The sequence below is a fragment of the Xenorhabdus ishibashii genome (assembly GCF_002632755.1).
GTDB lineage: Bacteria > Pseudomonadota > Gammaproteobacteria > Enterobacterales > Enterobacteriaceae > Xenorhabdus > Xenorhabdus ishibashii.
Window position 1 is genome coordinate 1,125,234 of sequence record NZ_NJAK01000001.1, and the last position, 14,897, is coordinate 1,140,130.

General features: G+C 44.4%; 15 protein-coding genes. 4 read left to right on the plus strand and 11 right to left on the minus strand.

The window, feature by feature from the left end:
* Positions 1-6: 6 nt before the first annotated feature.
* From cdsA to rpsB, 7 genes are all read right to left on the minus strand, one after another.
* On the minus strand, positions 7-870 hold the full coding sequence (cdsA, locus tag Xish_RS05260) for a phosphatidate cytidylyltransferase (protein WP_099117006.1): 864 nt from the start codon (positions 868-870) through the stop codon (positions 7-9).
* 9 nt (positions 871-879) lie between these two features.
* On the minus strand, positions 880-1,572 hold the full coding sequence (gene uppS / locus Xish_RS05265; protein ID WP_244186107.1) for a polyprenyl diphosphate synthase: 693 nt from the start codon (positions 1,570-1,572) through the stop codon (positions 880-882).
* 329 nt (positions 1,573-1,901) lie between these two features.
* Positions 1,902-3,098, minus strand: a complete 1,197-nt coding sequence (ispC, locus tag Xish_RS05270; RefSeq protein ID WP_099117008.1) for a 1-deoxy-D-xylulose-5-phosphate reductoisomerase — start codon at positions 3,096-3,098, stop codon at positions 1,902-1,904.
* A 183-nt stretch (positions 3,099-3,281) separates the two neighbouring features.
* Positions 3,282-3,839: a ribosome recycling factor gene (gene frr, locus Xish_RS05275; RefSeq protein ID WP_099117009.1), complete on the minus strand. Its 558-nt coding sequence runs from the start codon at positions 3,837-3,839 to the stop codon at positions 3,282-3,284.
* A 171-nt stretch (positions 3,840-4,010) separates the two neighbouring features.
* Entirely contained in the window at positions 4,011-4,739 is a 729-nt protein-coding gene (gene pyrH, locus Xish_RS05280) for a UMP kinase (protein ID WP_099117010.1), read from the minus strand.
* 144 nt (positions 4,740-4,883) lie between these two features.
* Positions 4,884-5,741, minus strand: a complete 858-nt coding sequence (tsf, locus tag Xish_RS05285; protein WP_099117011.1) for a translation elongation factor Ts — start codon at positions 5,739-5,741, stop codon at positions 4,884-4,886.
* A gap of 167 nt (positions 5,742-5,908) precedes the next feature.
* Positions 5,909-6,634: a 30S ribosomal protein S2 gene (rpsB, locus tag Xish_RS05290; RefSeq protein ID WP_074023440.1), complete on the minus strand. Its 726-nt coding sequence runs from the start codon at positions 6,632-6,634 to the stop codon at positions 5,909-5,911.
* Between the two features lie 400 nt (positions 6,635-7,034).
* Between rpsB and map the strand changes: the two genes are divergently transcribed.
* From map to dapD, 3 genes are all read left to right on the plus strand, one after another.
* Positions 7,035-7,832, plus strand: a complete 798-nt coding sequence (gene map, locus Xish_RS05295) for a type I methionyl aminopeptidase (protein ID WP_099117012.1) — start codon at positions 7,035-7,037, stop codon at positions 7,830-7,832.
* 170 nt (positions 7,833-8,002) lie between these two features.
* Positions 8,003-10,681: a bifunctional uridylyltransferase/uridylyl-removing protein GlnD gene (gene glnD, locus Xish_RS05300; RefSeq protein ID WP_099117013.1), complete on the plus strand. Its 2,679-nt coding sequence runs from the start codon at positions 8,003-8,005 to the stop codon at positions 10,679-10,681.
* Between the two features lie 13 nt (positions 10,682-10,694).
* Positions 10,695-11,519, plus strand: a complete 825-nt coding sequence (dapD, locus tag Xish_RS05305) for a 2,3,4,5-tetrahydropyridine-2,6-dicarboxylate N-succinyltransferase (protein ID WP_099117014.1) — start codon at positions 10,695-10,697, stop codon at positions 11,517-11,519.
* 130 nt (positions 11,520-11,649) lie between these two features.
* Here dapD and Xish_RS05310 read toward each other — a convergent pair whose 3' ends face one another.
* Positions 11,650-12,285, minus strand: a complete 636-nt coding sequence (locus tag Xish_RS05310; protein ID WP_099117015.1) for a hypothetical protein — start codon at positions 12,283-12,285, stop codon at positions 11,650-11,652.
* A gap of 280 nt (positions 12,286-12,565) precedes the next feature.
* Here Xish_RS05310 and Xish_RS05315 point away from each other — a divergent pair, with 280 nt between their 5' ends.
* Positions 12,566-12,952 carry a DUF3461 family protein gene (locus Xish_RS05315; RefSeq protein ID WP_099117016.1) on the plus strand — a complete coding sequence of 129 codons (387 nt, stop codon included), beginning with the start codon at positions 12,566-12,568 and terminating at the stop codon, positions 12,950-12,952.
* Positions 12,953-13,033: 81 nt separating this feature from the next.
* On the opposite strand, the gene Xish_RS05320 is transcribed toward Xish_RS05315, so the two are convergent.
* From Xish_RS05320 to Xish_RS05330, 3 genes are read right to left on the minus strand one after another with little or no spacing between them, the layout of a single operon-like run.
* Positions 13,034-13,480: a flavodoxin gene (locus tag Xish_RS05320; RefSeq protein ID WP_099117017.1), complete on the minus strand. Its 447-nt coding sequence runs from the start codon at positions 13,478-13,480 to the stop codon at positions 13,034-13,036.
* Positions 13,481-13,515: 35 nt separating this feature from the next.
* On the minus strand, positions 13,516-14,268 hold the full coding sequence (truC, locus tag Xish_RS05325; RefSeq protein WP_099117018.1) for a tRNA pseudouridine(65) synthase TruC: 753 nt from the start codon (positions 14,266-14,268) through the stop codon (positions 13,516-13,518).
* A gap of 1 nt (position 14,269) precedes the next feature.
* Positions 14,270-14,596 (minus strand): YqcC family protein, encoded by a 327-nt coding sequence (locus Xish_RS05330; RefSeq protein WP_099117019.1) that lies wholly within the window; start codon positions 14,594-14,596, stop codon positions 14,270-14,272.
* Between the last annotated feature and the right edge of the window lie 301 nt (positions 14,597-14,897).

The following is a 14,897-nucleotide window of genomic DNA, read 5'->3' on the forward strand; positions in this document are numbered from 1 at the left end:
GTACCTTCAGAGAATAAATCCAGAAGAAATCAACATAACCAGCCCAGCAAACACCGGAACTGCCGCAGTTAAACTATCAACCCGATCCATGACACCACCATGCCCTGGAATCAATTGACTGCTGTCTTTGATCCCAGATTCCCGTTTGAACATACTTTCAGTCAAGTCACCAAAAACCGAGGCAATCACCACCACCGTAGAAATCAGCAACAAATGTTCTGGCATCGCGGGGACAGGGGCAAATTTACCGAACAACCACGAAATCAGTGCAGCCGTTAATAACCCACCAACCAACCCCTCAAGCGTTTTGCCTGGAGATACTTTTGGTGCCATTTTATGTTTACCCATTGTACGGCCAAAAATATAAGCACCTGAATCGGCAGCCCACACTAACAGCATGACGTACAGCAACCACCATGCACCATCATAGGGGTTATTTTCATAGCCCTGGGTACGCAGTACCATCATCCCACAATAAAATGGCACGATAGTCAGAACCCCGAACAGCAGTCGCAAGGTAACCGACACTTTCCAGATAGAAGCTGAAGCCGGATAAGTCACCACCAATAAAATGGCGGCTATCCACCAAAGCATGCCAGCCCACAATAAGTATGCAACTTGTGGTTTTTCAATGAGATGAGAAAAGTCCGACAAAGAATACTGCAAGGCCAATAACCCTACAGCAAGTAACACAGCCAGCGTAATACGTTTAACTTGAGTGAAAAGACCTGCAAATTGTCCCCATTCCCATGCAGCAAGTGCTGAAACAGCAATGACAACCAGCCCAAAACCGGCTGGGGGGAGAAAAAACAGCGCTACAATCACAAGTGGAATCAATATCAACGTAGTTAAAAGACGGTACTTCAGCAAGTTATCCTCCTATGATCCCACTTCGGCATCGTCTGTTGTTCCGCCAAATCGGCGGTCTCGTTTGGCAAAGGCATTAATCGCACCTTCAAAAACAGTTTCATCAAAATCAGGCCAAAGTATATCGGTAAAATAGAATTCTGCATAAGCTATCTGCCATAGCAGGAAGTTACTGATACGATGTTCACCGCCAGTCCTAATGACCAGATCAACTTCAGGCTGCTGACTTAAATTGATGAAATTATCAACTGTAGCTTCGGTAATCTCTTCAGGAGCCAATTCATTGGCTGCAATCTTTTCAGCAATTTGTTTAAAACTTTGCACCAGATCCCAACGACCACCATAGTTAGCGGCAATATTAAGCTGCAATCCGGTATTGCCCGCTGTTAATTCAACAGAACGGCGGATACGCTCCTGCAACCGTGAGCTAAAACGACTGATATCACCAATCACAGACAATTTCACATTGTGTTTATGCAGGTTTTTTACTTCATTATCGAGAGCAAAAACAAACAACTCCATCAATGAACTCACTTCCTGCTGTGGGCGATTCCAGTTTTCGCTGCTAAAAGCATATAGCGTTAGTGAGTTAATATTATGTTTCACTGAAAAACTCACGGCACTGCGTACGGCTTTAATTCCTGCACGGTGGCCAAAGACTCTCAATTTGCCTCGTTTTTTTGCCCAGCGACCATTACCATCCATAATGATGGCGACATGTCTGGGTAATATCGGCAATGAGTCACTATCACTGGGAGATATCACTCAAAATAATCCTTAAATAACTAAGCTGACTTTTGGTAAACTCAATCACTTCCACATGAAAAAAATCGTGTCACGTGTCAACAATTACCACGGATAGCACGGCTATTTCTGGCACGACTAAAGAAAGCCTTTGTCTCTGACATACCTATGCTTATCTATGATTAGAATGCAAGCACCAAGTCATTGAAATGACTATTATAGCAACTGTAATTTACCCGCGAACTATATCATTTGCCAAAACGCAAACCTATACTTATCAATAAAACTTGCTATTTGGCAAAGGTGCTTATGACTTCTTTCGCTAAGACCCTCGCTATATTGTCGATTTCTAAGACTTCTTCGATACTTTGGGGTTCAGATACATTTATTTTTTCAACGACCGACCGATTGATTGTCGCAATATCTGTGAAACGGATCCCACCTTGCAAAAAAACATCAACGGTTTCTTCATTTACTGCATTCAACGCCGTTGTTGCCGCCTGCCCCTGGTGACAAGCCTCAATCGCCAGTTTTAAACAAGGATAACGCTGATAATCCAGGGATTCAAAAGTGAGCATGCTCAATTCAGTAAAATCTAATGGCTTTGCACCAGATGGAATTCGATTAGGATAAGCCATCGCATAAGCGATTGGGGTGCACATATCCTGCGTTCCCAGTTGCGCGATGATGCTACCATCCTGATAACGAACCATCGAATGAATGACCGATTGGGGATGCAATAATACTTCCATTTCATCTGCTGATGCATTGAACAGGTAACGCGCTTCGATATATTCCAATCCCTTGTTCATCATGGTGGCAGAATCGACAGAAATTTTGCGTCCCATTGACCAGATAGGATGAGCACATGCTTCATCCGGAGTCACGTTGGGCAGCTTCTCCAAAGACGTTTTGCGGAATGGCCCGCCCGAACCCGTTAAAATAATGCTGGAAATACCATGATCTTTTAAAGTTGCCTTGCCAAGATTATGCTGAACGCCCTCCGGCAAACTTTGGAAAATGGCATTATGTTCGCTATCAATTGGCAACAATTGCGCTTTATATTGGACAACTGCATCCATAAACAGACGGCCACTGGTAATCAAAGATTCTTTGTTAGCCAGCAGAACTTGTTTGCCCTTGCGGATAGCGGCTAAAGTCGGCAATAAACCTGCGACGCCAACAATAGCTGACATGACCTGATCGACGTCTTCCAATGCAGCTAAATCACAAATAGCGTCTTTACCAAACAGCACTTCAGTTTGGCTTCCTTGCTCCTGCAATAACTGACGCAAAGCTTTTGCCGACTGCTCATCCGCCATTGCTGCATATTGAGGGTGAAATTCCAAACATTGTTGTGCCATGACTTCAATATTTTTCCCGGCAACCAGTGCGATGACACTGAATTTCTTCGGGTTATTGCGGACAACAGAAAGCGTACTTTTCCCAATCGAACCCGTTGAGCCAAGAATAGTTAACCGTTTCATTTTAATACTCTAAGTATGCTACTGATATAAATTGCAATGGAAAATCGCAACAGAAAATCGTTATAGTTTGAGCGGTGCAGATCGCTATGTCCATCGCTTGAGAAAGAAATGTGATACGAAGTGTAATATCCAGGATAAGAACAACGCCGCAAAAGCTGCGGCGCTGTATGCATGAAACGGCAATTAGAAATCCATCAACTCAGTTTCTTTGTTTGCCAGCGCTTCATCAATTTTCTTAATGAAGCTGTCAGTCAGTTTCTGAATTTCATCTTGTGAACGACGTTCTTCATCTTCACTGATTTCTTTGTCTTTCAACAGTGCCTTGACCTTATCGTTCGCATCACGGCGAATGTTACGGATGGAAACACGACCCTGTTCCGCTTCTCCACGCACAACTTTAATGAGATCTTTGCGGCGCTCTTCTGTCAATGGTGGCAATGGAACACGAATAATGGTTCCGGCAGAAGATGGGTTCAGTCCCAGATCAGAAGCCATAATCGCTTTTTCAACCGCCGCGGTTATAGAACGATCAAATACGGTGATCGCCAAAGTACGGGCATCTTCTGCAACGACGTTTGCAATCTGACGCAGTGGAGTTGCAGCGCCATAATATTCAACGCTGATGCCATCCAACAGGCTAGGAGAAGCACGGCCAGTACGAACCTTGCTAATTTGATTTTTCAGTGCTTCGACGCTTTTTTCCATGCGGTCTTGTGCGTCTTTCTGGATTTCATTAATCACGTTACAAACCCTTGGGAGATGGTTATTTTTTAGGTCACATCGCATACATCATAGATAAGTGAACCGAGTACGCTACGATATATGTGACCCAGTGTCATTAAATTTGGCGCATCAGGACGCTGATCATACCGTCAAATTTCACCAATGTCTCTGAGCACGAACGGTGAAAAATCAGCCGTGAGAAATCAACGTACCTTCATTTTCCCCCATCACAACACGACGAAGGGCACCTGGTTTGTTCATATTAAAGACACGAATTGGCAGGTTATGGTCACGAGCCAGTGTAAAGGCCGCCAGATCCATCACTTTCAATTCACGCTCCAATACATCCTGATAAGTGAGCTTATTGTAGAGAACGGCTTCAGGATCTTTTGCAGGATCAGCAGAATAAACGCCATCAACTTTGGTTGCTTTTAACACAACATCCGCTTCGATTTCAATGCCACGCAGACATGCAGCGGAATCGGTCGTAAAGAACGGGTTACCAGTGCCTGCAGAGAAAATAACAACACGACCGTGACGCAGTAAGCTGATCGCCTCAGCCCAGCTATAATTGTCACATACGCCATTCAGTGGGATGGCAGACATCAAACGAGCGTTCACATAGGCGCGGTGCAAAGCATCACGCATTGCCAGACCATTCATCACAGTCGCCAACATGCCCATGTGGTCGCCTACTACACGGTTCATCCCTGCTTCTGCCAAACCGGCACCACGAAACAGGTTACCTCCTCCAATAACGACACCGACCTGAATACCCAGCTCAACCAGTTCTTTGATTTCCTGAGCCATGCGGTCTAAGACACTGGCGTCGATACCAAAACCTTCTGCGCCTTGCAGGGCTTCTCCACTGAGCTTAAGCAGGATTCTCTGATATACGGGTTTTGCATTGGTTGCCATGGTGTTCAGTCCTAAGCAGATAAGGATTATTGGGGATAGATTATGATTTACTCAACTACTACACATCCACGCTATACAGCCTAGATGTAAAAATTCATCATGAGATAAAACAGAACCGCCAACCGGCGGCTCCGTTTAAGAAAATTAAGACTGTTTGCTCATTGCAGCAACTTCTGCTGCAAAATCAGCTTCAACTTTCTCAATACCTTCACCAACTTCGAAGCGGATGAAGTTGATAACTTTAGCATTGTTTTCTTTCAGCAGATCGCCAACAGATTTGCTTGGGTCCATCACAAAGTTCTGGCCAGTCAGAGAGATTTCGCCGGTGAATTTGTTCATACGGCCAGAAACCATTTTCTCTGCGATTTCGCGAGGCTTGCCAGACTGCATTGCGATTTCCAACTGGATCTGATGCTCACGCTCAACAACGTCAGCAGGAACGTCAGTTGGATTCACGTATTCTGGCTTGCTTGCCGCAACGTGCATTGCGACGTGTTTGATCAGTTCTTCGTTTGCGCCTTCAGCTACAACCAGAACACCGATACGGGAACCGTGCAGGTAAGAACCAACCGCTTCACCTTCCAGAATAGCAACGCGACGAATGTTGATGTTCTCACCAATTTTCGCTACCAGGCCAGTGCGCTGTTCTTCGAACTTCGCTTTCAGTGCGTCGATGTCAGCATTTTTGTCTGCCACAACAGAAGTGATAACATCTTTACCGAACGCCAGGAAACCAGCATCTTTAGCAACGAAGTCAGTTTCACAGTTCAGTTCAACGATAGCTGCGAATTTAGCATCAGCCGCAACTTCAACCAGAATAACACCTTCAGCAGCAACACGGCCTGCTTTCTTAGCCGCTTTTGCCTGACCTGATTTACGCATGTTATCGATAGCCAGTTCGATATCACCATTTGCTTCAACCAGTGCTTTTTTACATTCCATCATGCCTGCGCCAGTACGCTCACGCAGTTCTTTTACCAGAGCAGCGGTAATGTCAGCCATTTGTTTTATTCCTCGATGTGTCTCGCGGGAAGATAATATCCGCGTGGAAAGTTCTATATCAGATAATAGTTCTATACCAGATAGGTAAAGGGGGCCATAACAGGCCCCCTAACCAATATATCTCAATACCTGGTCAATAAGGGCTCAAACAAAATGAGCAGGCCTTATTATTCTGCGTCTACAAGACCTTCTTCAGCCTGAACAGCCAGATCTTGGGAACGACCTTCACGAACAGCGGTAGCTGCCGCAGTCAGGTACAGTTTAACTGCACGGATTGCGTCGTCGTTACCAGGGATGATGAAGTCAACGCCATCTGGATCAGAGTTGGTATCAACGATAGCGAATACAGGGATACCCAGGTTGTTTGCTTCTTTGATAGCAATGTGTTCGTGTTCAGCGTCGATAACAAACAGAGCATCAGGCAGGCCGCCCATGTCTTTGATACCGCCCAGGCTGTTTTCCAGTTTGCCAAGCTCACGAGAACGCATCAGCGCTTCTTTTTTAGTCAGCTTGTCAAAAGTACCGTCCTGAGACTGAATTTCCAGATCTTTCAAACGTTTGATTGACTGACGAACAGTTTTCCAGTTAGTCAGCATACCACCCAACCAACGGTGGTTAACGAAGTATTGGTCACAGCTCAATGCTGATTCTTTTACTGCTTCGCTAGCAGCACGCTTGGTGCCAACAAACAGAATTTTACCTTTACGGGAAGCGATTTTGTTCAGCTCTGCCAAAGCACCGTTGAACATTGGAACAGTTTTTTCCAGGTTGATGATATGAACTTTGTTACGAGCACCAAAGATGAAAGGTTTCATTTTTGGGTTCCAGTAACGAGTCTGGTGACCGAAGTGAACGCCCGCTTGCAGCATATCGCGCATGGAAACAGTTGCCATTTTAGACCTCTATAAAGTTAATTGGGGTTATGCCTCCACAGATCCCATGACACCGACTCCTTGGCTGCAGATGATTCATATAAATGAGTTAACCGCATAAGAGCACCCCGGTGTATGTGCCGATCCGTGTGTGTTATTTACACATAATGAGTTTATTTAGTATCCCTGACGAATTGCATTACATCAGCAACAATTACGCAGAATACCGGCGCGCTTTATACCATAAACCACCATCAGACTCCAACATTTGTTACGGCTACCGCTGTTACCGTAATGTTTATTACGTTACCGATGCGGGTTATATTGGCATCCATTCGGTGGGCTGATACCATTACCGGCAACACTTTCCTTAATTAATATCAAGTAGTCGGTGATTTTCCGACTTAAATGGACCCATTTTATGGCTATCTCTATCAAAACAGAAGAAGACATTCAGAAAATGCGGGTTGCCGGACGTCTGGCCGCCGAAGTTCTGGAAATGATTGCGCCTTACGTTAAAGCCGGTGTCACTACAGGTGAACTTGATCGTATCTGCCACAAGCACATTACCGAAAAACAACAGGTCATCTCAGCTTGTCTGGGCTACCACGGATTCCCTAAATCCGTATGTATCTCCGTCAATGACGTGGTTTGTCATGGTATTCCAAGCGATGATAAGGTCCTGAAAGAAGGAGATATCGTCAATATTGACGTGACAGTCATCAAAGATGAATTCCACGGTGATACTTCTAAAATGTTTATCGTCGGCAAGCCCACTATTCAGGGGGAGCGTCTGTGCCGCGTAACACAAGAAAGCCTGTACCTTGCCCTGAAAATGGTGAAGCCCGGCATCCGTCTGCGTACCATTGGCAAGGCAATTCAGCAGTTTGTAGAAAGTCACGATTACTCTGTTGTCCGCGAATACTGCGGCCACGGTATCGGCAGAGGTTTCCACGAAGAACCTCATGTTCTGCATTACGATGCTGATGATGGCGGTGTAGTATTGCAAAAAGGTATGGCATTCACCATTGAGCCGATGGTTAACGCCGGTGATTTTCGTATCCGCTCCATGAAAGATGGCTGGACAGTTAAAACCAAAGATCGCGGTTGGTCTGCACAGTACGAGCACACTATTGTTGTTACCGATAATGGTTGTGAAATCATGACATGGCGCCAGGAAGAAGAAGCGCAGATCACAGCGGTATTAGTGAACGCATAATTGCCAGCTAACACAATTTATTAAATTTAATCAATAAGCTCCCTGCTACTTTCAACCCACGGGGAGCTTTAATCTCTGTCAATAATACCCTGTTCATCCTATAGTTTTCTCAGTAATCTGGTCACCATAGTCTGCTTCCTCACGGGCTTTCTCAAAATAGGTTTCTGCATATGCCGGTTGATATATCCTTAGCGCAAGCACCCGTTCCGCCCCTTTCTCCTGCGGAGTTTTCCCACGATGATCTGCAATTTCCTGCACTTAAACAGCATATTGATGAATTCCAGCTATGGCTTGAGCATGCATTCAAGGCAGGGATCTCACCGGACGCACTGATTTACACCCGCAGTGACTATATTGATCAACTTCTTAAGCGATTATGGCAGGAACAGGGATTTGATCAGATCGATTCCTTTTCCCTGATTGCGGTAGGTGGCTACGGTCGCCGCGAACTGCATCCTCTCTCTGACATTGACCTATTGATTCTGAGCGAATTGCCATTGACTGAAGAGCAATCAACTCGTCTTGGGCAGTTCATTGCCCTACTTTGGGATATTCATCTTGAAGTCGGCCACAGTGTCAGGACATTCGAAGAATGCCAGCAAAAAGGGCTTTCCGACCCGACTATCGCGACTAATCTCATTGAGTCCCGCTTGATTTGTGGGGATTTACTCCTATTTCTACGCTTGCAGAAATATATTTTCAGTGATGATTTCTGGCCATCCGCTCAATTTTTCGCAGCCAAAATTACTGAACAACAAGAACGCCATCAACGCTATCACAGCACCAGTTACAATTTGGAGCCTGATATCAAAAGCAGTCCAGGTGGGTTACGCGATATTCACACGTTACTTTGGGTCGCTCATCGCCATTTTGGCGCCACTTCCTTAGATGAGATGGTCAATTTTGGTTTCCTGACCCAAGAAGAACGCAATGAATTGAACGAATGCCAGAATTTTCTCTGGCGCATCCGTTTTGCGCTTCATTTGGTTGTGACCCGTTATGATAATCGGCTGCTGTTCGAACGTCAGTTCAGTGTTGCCCAGCTACTCGGCTATGAAGGGGAAAGAAACCAGCCTGTCGAGCGAATGATGAAAGATTTCTATCGCATGACTCGCCGCGTCAGTGAGCTGAATAACATGCTGCTGCAACTGTTTGATGAAGCCATTTTGGCATTGCAACCCAATGAAAAACCACGTTCCTTGAACACCGAGTTTCAATTACGAGGAAACCTTATCGATCTTATCGATGAAACGTTGTTTAGCCGTGATCCCACTTCAATATTGAGAATGTTTTATCACATGGCTGCGCATCGTGAAATTAAGGGGATCTATTCCACCACATTGCGCCAGCTTCGCTATGCCCGTAGAAATCTGACCACGCCATTGTGCGAACGCCCCGAAGCACGAAAAATTTTCATGGATATTCTGCGCCATCCCCATGCGGTTGCTGGGGCGTTACTCCCTATGCATATACATAGTGTCTTAGGGGCTTATATGCCATTTTGGAGTCATATTGTCGGCCAGATGCAATTTGACCTTTTTCATGCTTACACCGTTGATGAACACACTATCCGCGTACTGCAAAAACTGGAAAGTTTTGCCGATGAAAACAACCGTGTGATCCATCCTCTGTGTGTTGAAATTTATCCACGTCTGCCTCAACCAGAACTATTGCGACTGGCGGCTTTTTTCCATGATATCGCTAAAGGACGCAACGGCGATCATTCTGAGCTTGGAGCCAAAGATGCCTTCATCTTCGCACAACAGCATGGTCTGACAAACCACGAAGCAGAATTAGTGGAATGGCTGGTTCGCGACCATCTGCTAATGTCAGTGACTGCACAACGTCGGGATATTCAAGATCCAGAAATCATCCAACAATTTGCCAGCCAGGTTAAAAACCAAAATCGCCTTAATTACTTAGTCTGCCTGACCGTTGCAGATATTTGTGCTACCAACGCTAAACTGTGGAATAGCTGGAAACAGAGCCTGATACGTGAACTCTATTTCGCTACTGAAACCCAATTGCGCCAAGGTATTCAAAATACCCCTGATTTACGGGAACGTATCCGTAACAATCGCTTACAAGCATTGGCGCTTCTGCGTCAAGAAAATATCGACGAACAACGTTTACACAATATCTGGAACCGTTGTCATGCCGATTATTTCCTGCGCCACACTCCTGATCAATTAGCGTGGCACGCCAGCCACTTAATCCATCATCCTTCTCAGGAACCCATGGTTTTGATCAGTACCGCATTCTCCCACGGTGGCACAGAAATTTTTATTTGGTGCCAAGATAGACCTTCGCTTTTTGCTGCCGTTGTTGGGGAATTGGACAAGCGTAATTTAAGTGTCCATGATGCCCAAATTTTCACCAATCGTGATGAGATGGCGATGGATACCTTTGTTGTTTTAGATCCCAACGGCCATCCGCTGGCATTTGATCGTCACGAACCTATCCGTCGTGCCTTATTGAAAGTCGTGAACGATCCACATCCTAAAGTACTAAAGGCTCGCAACCTGCCCGCAAAGTTGCGCCATTTTAATGTCCCAACCAAAGTTAACTTTTTACCAACAAAAAACGCTCGCCGTACTTATATGGAGTTGGTTGCATTGGATCAACCTGGATTATTGGCACGAGTTGGCAATATTTTTGCCGAATTGGGTGTTTTCTTACATGGCGCCCGCATTACGACCATTGGTGAACGCGTGGAGGACTTTTTTGTATTAGCGGATAAAGATCAAAACGCATTACATAAAAAAATAAAGGATGAATTATCAGAAAGGTTGACAGAAGCCCTCGATACACAGGATAAACTACAACAAGATTCTCTTAACAGAAATTAGGAACCGCATACTTATGCAGCAATTACAAGCTACTATCGAAAATGCATTTGAAAACCGCGTTAACATCACCCCAACTACCGTTGATAGTGCAACTCGCGATGCCATTAATCAGGTTATTCAAATGCTGGACAGCGGCAAATTGCGTGTCGCTGAAAAAATCGACGGAGAGTGGGTAACTCATCAATGGCTGAAAAAAGCGGTATTGCTTTCCTTCCGCATTAATGACAACCAAGTGATGGAAGGTGCTGAAAGCCGCTATTTCGACAAAGTGCCAATGAAATTTGCTGACTATGATCAGGCACGTTTTGAAAAAGAAGGATTCCGTGTCGTGCCTCCTGCGGCTGTCCGTCAGGGCGCTTATATCGCCCGTAATACCGTATTGATGCCCTCTTACGTCAACCTTGGTGCTTACGTGGATGAAGGCACAATGGTAGACACTTGGGCAACAGTCGGCTCCTGTGCTCAGATCGGTAAAAATGTTCACTTATCCGGTGGGGTTGGTATTGGCGGTGTCCTGGAACCCTTGCAAGCCAACCCAACCATCATTGAAGACAACTGTTTTATCGGCGCACGCTCTGAGATTGTAGAAGGCGTTATCGTCGAAGAAGGCTCTGTGATCTCAATGGGTGTTTACATCGGCCAGAGCACCAAGATTTATGATCGCGAAACCGGCGAAATCCATTATGGGCGCGTACCCGCGGGTTCCGTCGTCGTATCCGGTAATCTTCCGTCGAAAGATGGCAGCTATAGCCTGTATTGCGCTGTTATCGTGAAAAAGGTTGATGCTAAGACCCGTGGTAAAGTCGGTCTTAATGAACTGCTAAGAAATATTGATTAACGGTATGAACTTTCTATTTCATAAATAAGTTCACAGAATTACCCTGCGGCTATATAAATATATGGCCGCTTAATCGTAGATCCGGAAAAAACAATTTTTCGTATGTGAAAACTAAATTACTGAAACAATTCTACTGAATAGGTAACTCATTTTTAGAAATGATTGCCAATCTATTTCGGTAATGTTCAGGATCGCCCCATAACCAAATTTCTTGGCTACTAACATCATCTTGGGTCAGAATTTTGTGCAACTCACCAGAAATCATGTCATAAGAATAAACATGCATATTATATGCCAATGCGTCATACATCCGATCCTGCCAAAAAGCCATACCGTCAGTTGTTTGATTCATATCTGATACAATGACATCATACCTTTCAATTAAGTAATCAAAAAATACCTTACCCGCTAAGTCACGTAAAACAGCCCGATGTTGAGGTATCCTAATTCGCCACACAAGAATTTGTGTTACAGGACGGCAATTCAATACAACATCCGGCTGTATAACCACTCTGTTGTAATAGACAACCTCTTTAGAGACATCATTAATTAAAGCTAATTCAAAATGAGACTGACTGATCCACTCTCCCAATCGACCATCAACACGAACCATGCGATAACCAGGAGACAGTACTAATCCTCTTATCTGATTTGTGACATCTGTTCCACCCATTAATGAGATATAGAGGGCATGATTATCTGAGCCTTCGTTCAAATGAGCAAAAACTGCATTAATCTTCTCAGGATCCACCAATCTTTTTGGCATATTGTCCTCTCAGCTCTACTTACCTAAAATGGATAACACAGTGACCAAATTGATCAATATTTCTTGACGTGATATTAGTTTGCTTGAGTCTTAAGTTCAATAAGAAAACATTTTACTTTATTATTCTATTGTTGTTCTATTTTTCTACTGAAAACTAACCTGTTTCGGGTAGTATTTCCTCAATCCCCATTATCCAATTGACTTTTAACAATGACGAAATGGATAATAAATCCACTATTTTTGGCCTTTCCATTTCATTTAGATGACTAGGTGGCGCGCTATGTACGATAATTTGAAAAGTTTGGGGATAACACATCCTGAAGATATTGATCGCTATAGTCTCCGTCAGGAAGCGAATAACGACATTCTGAAGATTTATTTCCGCAAGGATAAAGGCGAATTCTTCGCCAAGAGCGTTAAATTTAAGTATCCACGCCAGTTAAAAACCATCTCTGACGAACACTCAAGGCAGGGTTATAAAGAGGTCAAGGAGATCAACACTAACCTACGCTATGTCATTGAAGAGCTAGATCAGATTTGCAAACATGATCAAATCGAAGTGGATTTGCAACGCAAAATCCTCGACGACTTACGCCACCTTGAACATGTCGTTGCAAATAAGATTGCAGAAATTGAAGCTGATTTGGAAAAGCTGACCCGTAAGTAATTATGTCAGTTTGTCATACACCGCTTATTTTCCTCAATTTTCCAAGCCTATAAGGCATAAGCGGTGTAGTATAGCGTTTCCTTACAACAAAGTTCCCCACTCCTCAATCCAGTCTTGAGCAAAGACTTCAGGTTCAGCTACCTCAATGGCATCAATCAGTAGCACCTCACCGATTCGTTTGGCTCCCTGTTCTTGTAACAGTTCATCAAAAGTACGGCCACCACCACAGAAAGTGTCATAACTGCTGTCACCTAACGCAATCACGCCATAGCTCAAATCGGGCTGGTAGCCCAAGTTATCAGTTAATTCTGTATAGAGCGGCTGGATATTGTCAGGCAGATCACCTTGCCCCGTTGTCGAAGTGACCACTAAAACAACTTCCTGCAAATACTTTTGCCATTGTTCTAAGGTTGCCTCTTCAAAAACTTCAACCTTATGACCCTGCTGCTCAAGTATCTGCTGTGCTTCTTCTGCAACCGCTAACGCATTGCCATAAACTGTACCAACGAAAACACCAATCTTTGCCATAGATATTGATCTCTTTAATCGGTTTGATACTGCGTTCATTCATGAATAGTCAGACATTCCAGATCAGGTGCAATACCTTGCCAGCCAAATTGCTCAAGCAAATTCTGCCATGGTTGATCCCAGCGCGCAGTGAGGAGAAGGCTCTCTCCTGTCACAGGATGCTTGAGTTGAAGGTGGCTGGCATGCAACATTAATCTGCCTGTCTGATAATATTTAGCAACTCCTCGATTTTGTCGCAAATCGCCGTGTGTGCTATCCCCAATGATCGGGTGCCGAATATGTGCCATATGCCGCCGCAATTGATGCTTACGGCCAGTTTTTGGCATCAACTCCAACAAACTGAAACGAGATGTTGGATAGCGCCCTATCTCAACCGGACACTCAACTTTTGCCAATGAACGATAATAAGTAACGGCTGGTTGCGCTTCTCTATCTGTATCAGCAAATTTATCCGCAATTTTATCCAACTGTTCCATCAGGGCATAGTCGATAATATCATCACCTTCAACATAACCCCGCACAACTGCGTGATACGTTTTTTGTATATTGTGGAATTCAAATTGTTGTGCAAGTGTTCTGGCGACTTCACTTGAAAGCGCCATTAATAAAACGCCCGATGTTGGCCTGTCCAGACGGTGGACAGGGAAAACATGCTGTCCAATTTGATCACGCAATGTCTGCATCACAAAAACAGTTTCATGGCGCGCCAGCCAACTCCGGTGAACCAACCATCCAGCCGGTTTATTCACTGCGACGATATGCTTATCCTGATAAATAATCTCCAGCATATCAAGCATCCTGCGTAAACAGCTTGTCTAATGCCCGTAAGTGTTCAAGTAAAGGCAAAAAACGCTCTACTTCTTCTTTATAAGCTTCTTCAAAATACGGAGCGATGGCAAATGCGGTTGGCAAACAAGCTTGTTGTTCTATCAAGGCGCGCATCCTTGGGATTAATACCCACTGGAGCCACTCTTCTGCTGACATTGTATCAATGGAAAAAGGTTTGGTACTTTCAAAGGCTTCTGGTTTAGGCGGGTAATTTTGCCATACACCTACCGTTTTCATGGTAGCTTCAATTAATTGCAATTTACGTAGAACTTGTTTCTCGATACTCATGATGTTTCGTCTGATACTTGTCTGTTGCTCAGGTAACAAAAATTGTCACCGTGTCATTGGGACGTAAGAGTATCATTGATACGATTTCAGCGGAAAAGTTACGATAGGAAAAATTGCGACGATAGTTAACAGCAAATAGTTAACCGCAAATAGAAGTGAAGTAAGAGGAGAGATTTTCTCTCTCCTCTTGAGTGGCTGTCATAGCAATCCTGCTATTTGGGGTGCTTCCTGCTGATTTCCCTGACAAAATACATCCTTGTCAGTTATCCTTTATTCAATCATTATATTGATAGTTTTTAGC

Coding starts and splice junctions, on each gene's coding strand:
- Xish_RS05320 (WP_099117017.1), bottom strand. CDS start 13,480: ATGGCAAAGATTGGTGTTTTCGTTGGTACAGTTTATGGCAATGCGTTA.
- Xish_RS05315 (WP_099117016.1), top strand. CDS start 12,566: ATGTACGATAATTTGAAAAGTTTGGGGATAACACATCCTGAAGATATT.
- tsf (WP_099117011.1), bottom strand. CDS start 5,741: ATGGCTGACATTACCGCTGCTCTGGTAAAAGAACTGCGTGAGCGTACT.
- dapD (WP_099117014.1), top strand. CDS start 10,695: ATGCAGCAATTACAAGCTACTATCGAAAATGCATTTGAAAACCGCGTT.
- glnD (WP_099117013.1), top strand. CDS start 8,003: ATGCCGGTTGATATATCCTTAGCGCAAGCACCCGTTCCGCCCCTTTCT.
- map (WP_099117012.1), top strand. CDS start 7,035: ATGGCTATCTCTATCAAAACAGAAGAAGACATTCAGAAAATGCGGGTT.
- pyrH (WP_099117010.1), bottom strand. CDS start 4,739: ATGGCAACCAATGCAAAACCCGTATATCAGAGAATCCTGCTTAAGCTC.
- ispC (WP_099117008.1), bottom strand. CDS start 3,098: ATGAAACGGTTAACTATTCTTGGCTCAACGGGTTCGATTGGGAAAAGT.
- Xish_RS05310 (WP_099117015.1), bottom strand. CDS start 12,285: ATGCCAAAAAGATTGGTGGATCCTGAGAAGATTAATGCAGTTTTTGCT.
- truC (WP_099117018.1), bottom strand. CDS start 14,268: ATGCTGGAGATTATTTATCAGGATAAGCATATCGTCGCAGTGAATAAA.
- uppS (WP_244186107.1), bottom strand. CDS start 1,572: ATGGATGGTAATGGTCGCTGGGCAAAAAAACGAGGCAAATTGAGAGTC.
- rpsB (WP_074023440.1), bottom strand. CDS start 6,634: ATGGCAACTGTTTCCATGCGCGATATGCTGCAAGCGGGCGTTCACTTC.
- Xish_RS05330 (WP_099117019.1), bottom strand. CDS start 14,596: ATGAGTATCGAGAAACAAGTTCTACGTAAATTGCAATTAATTGAAGCT.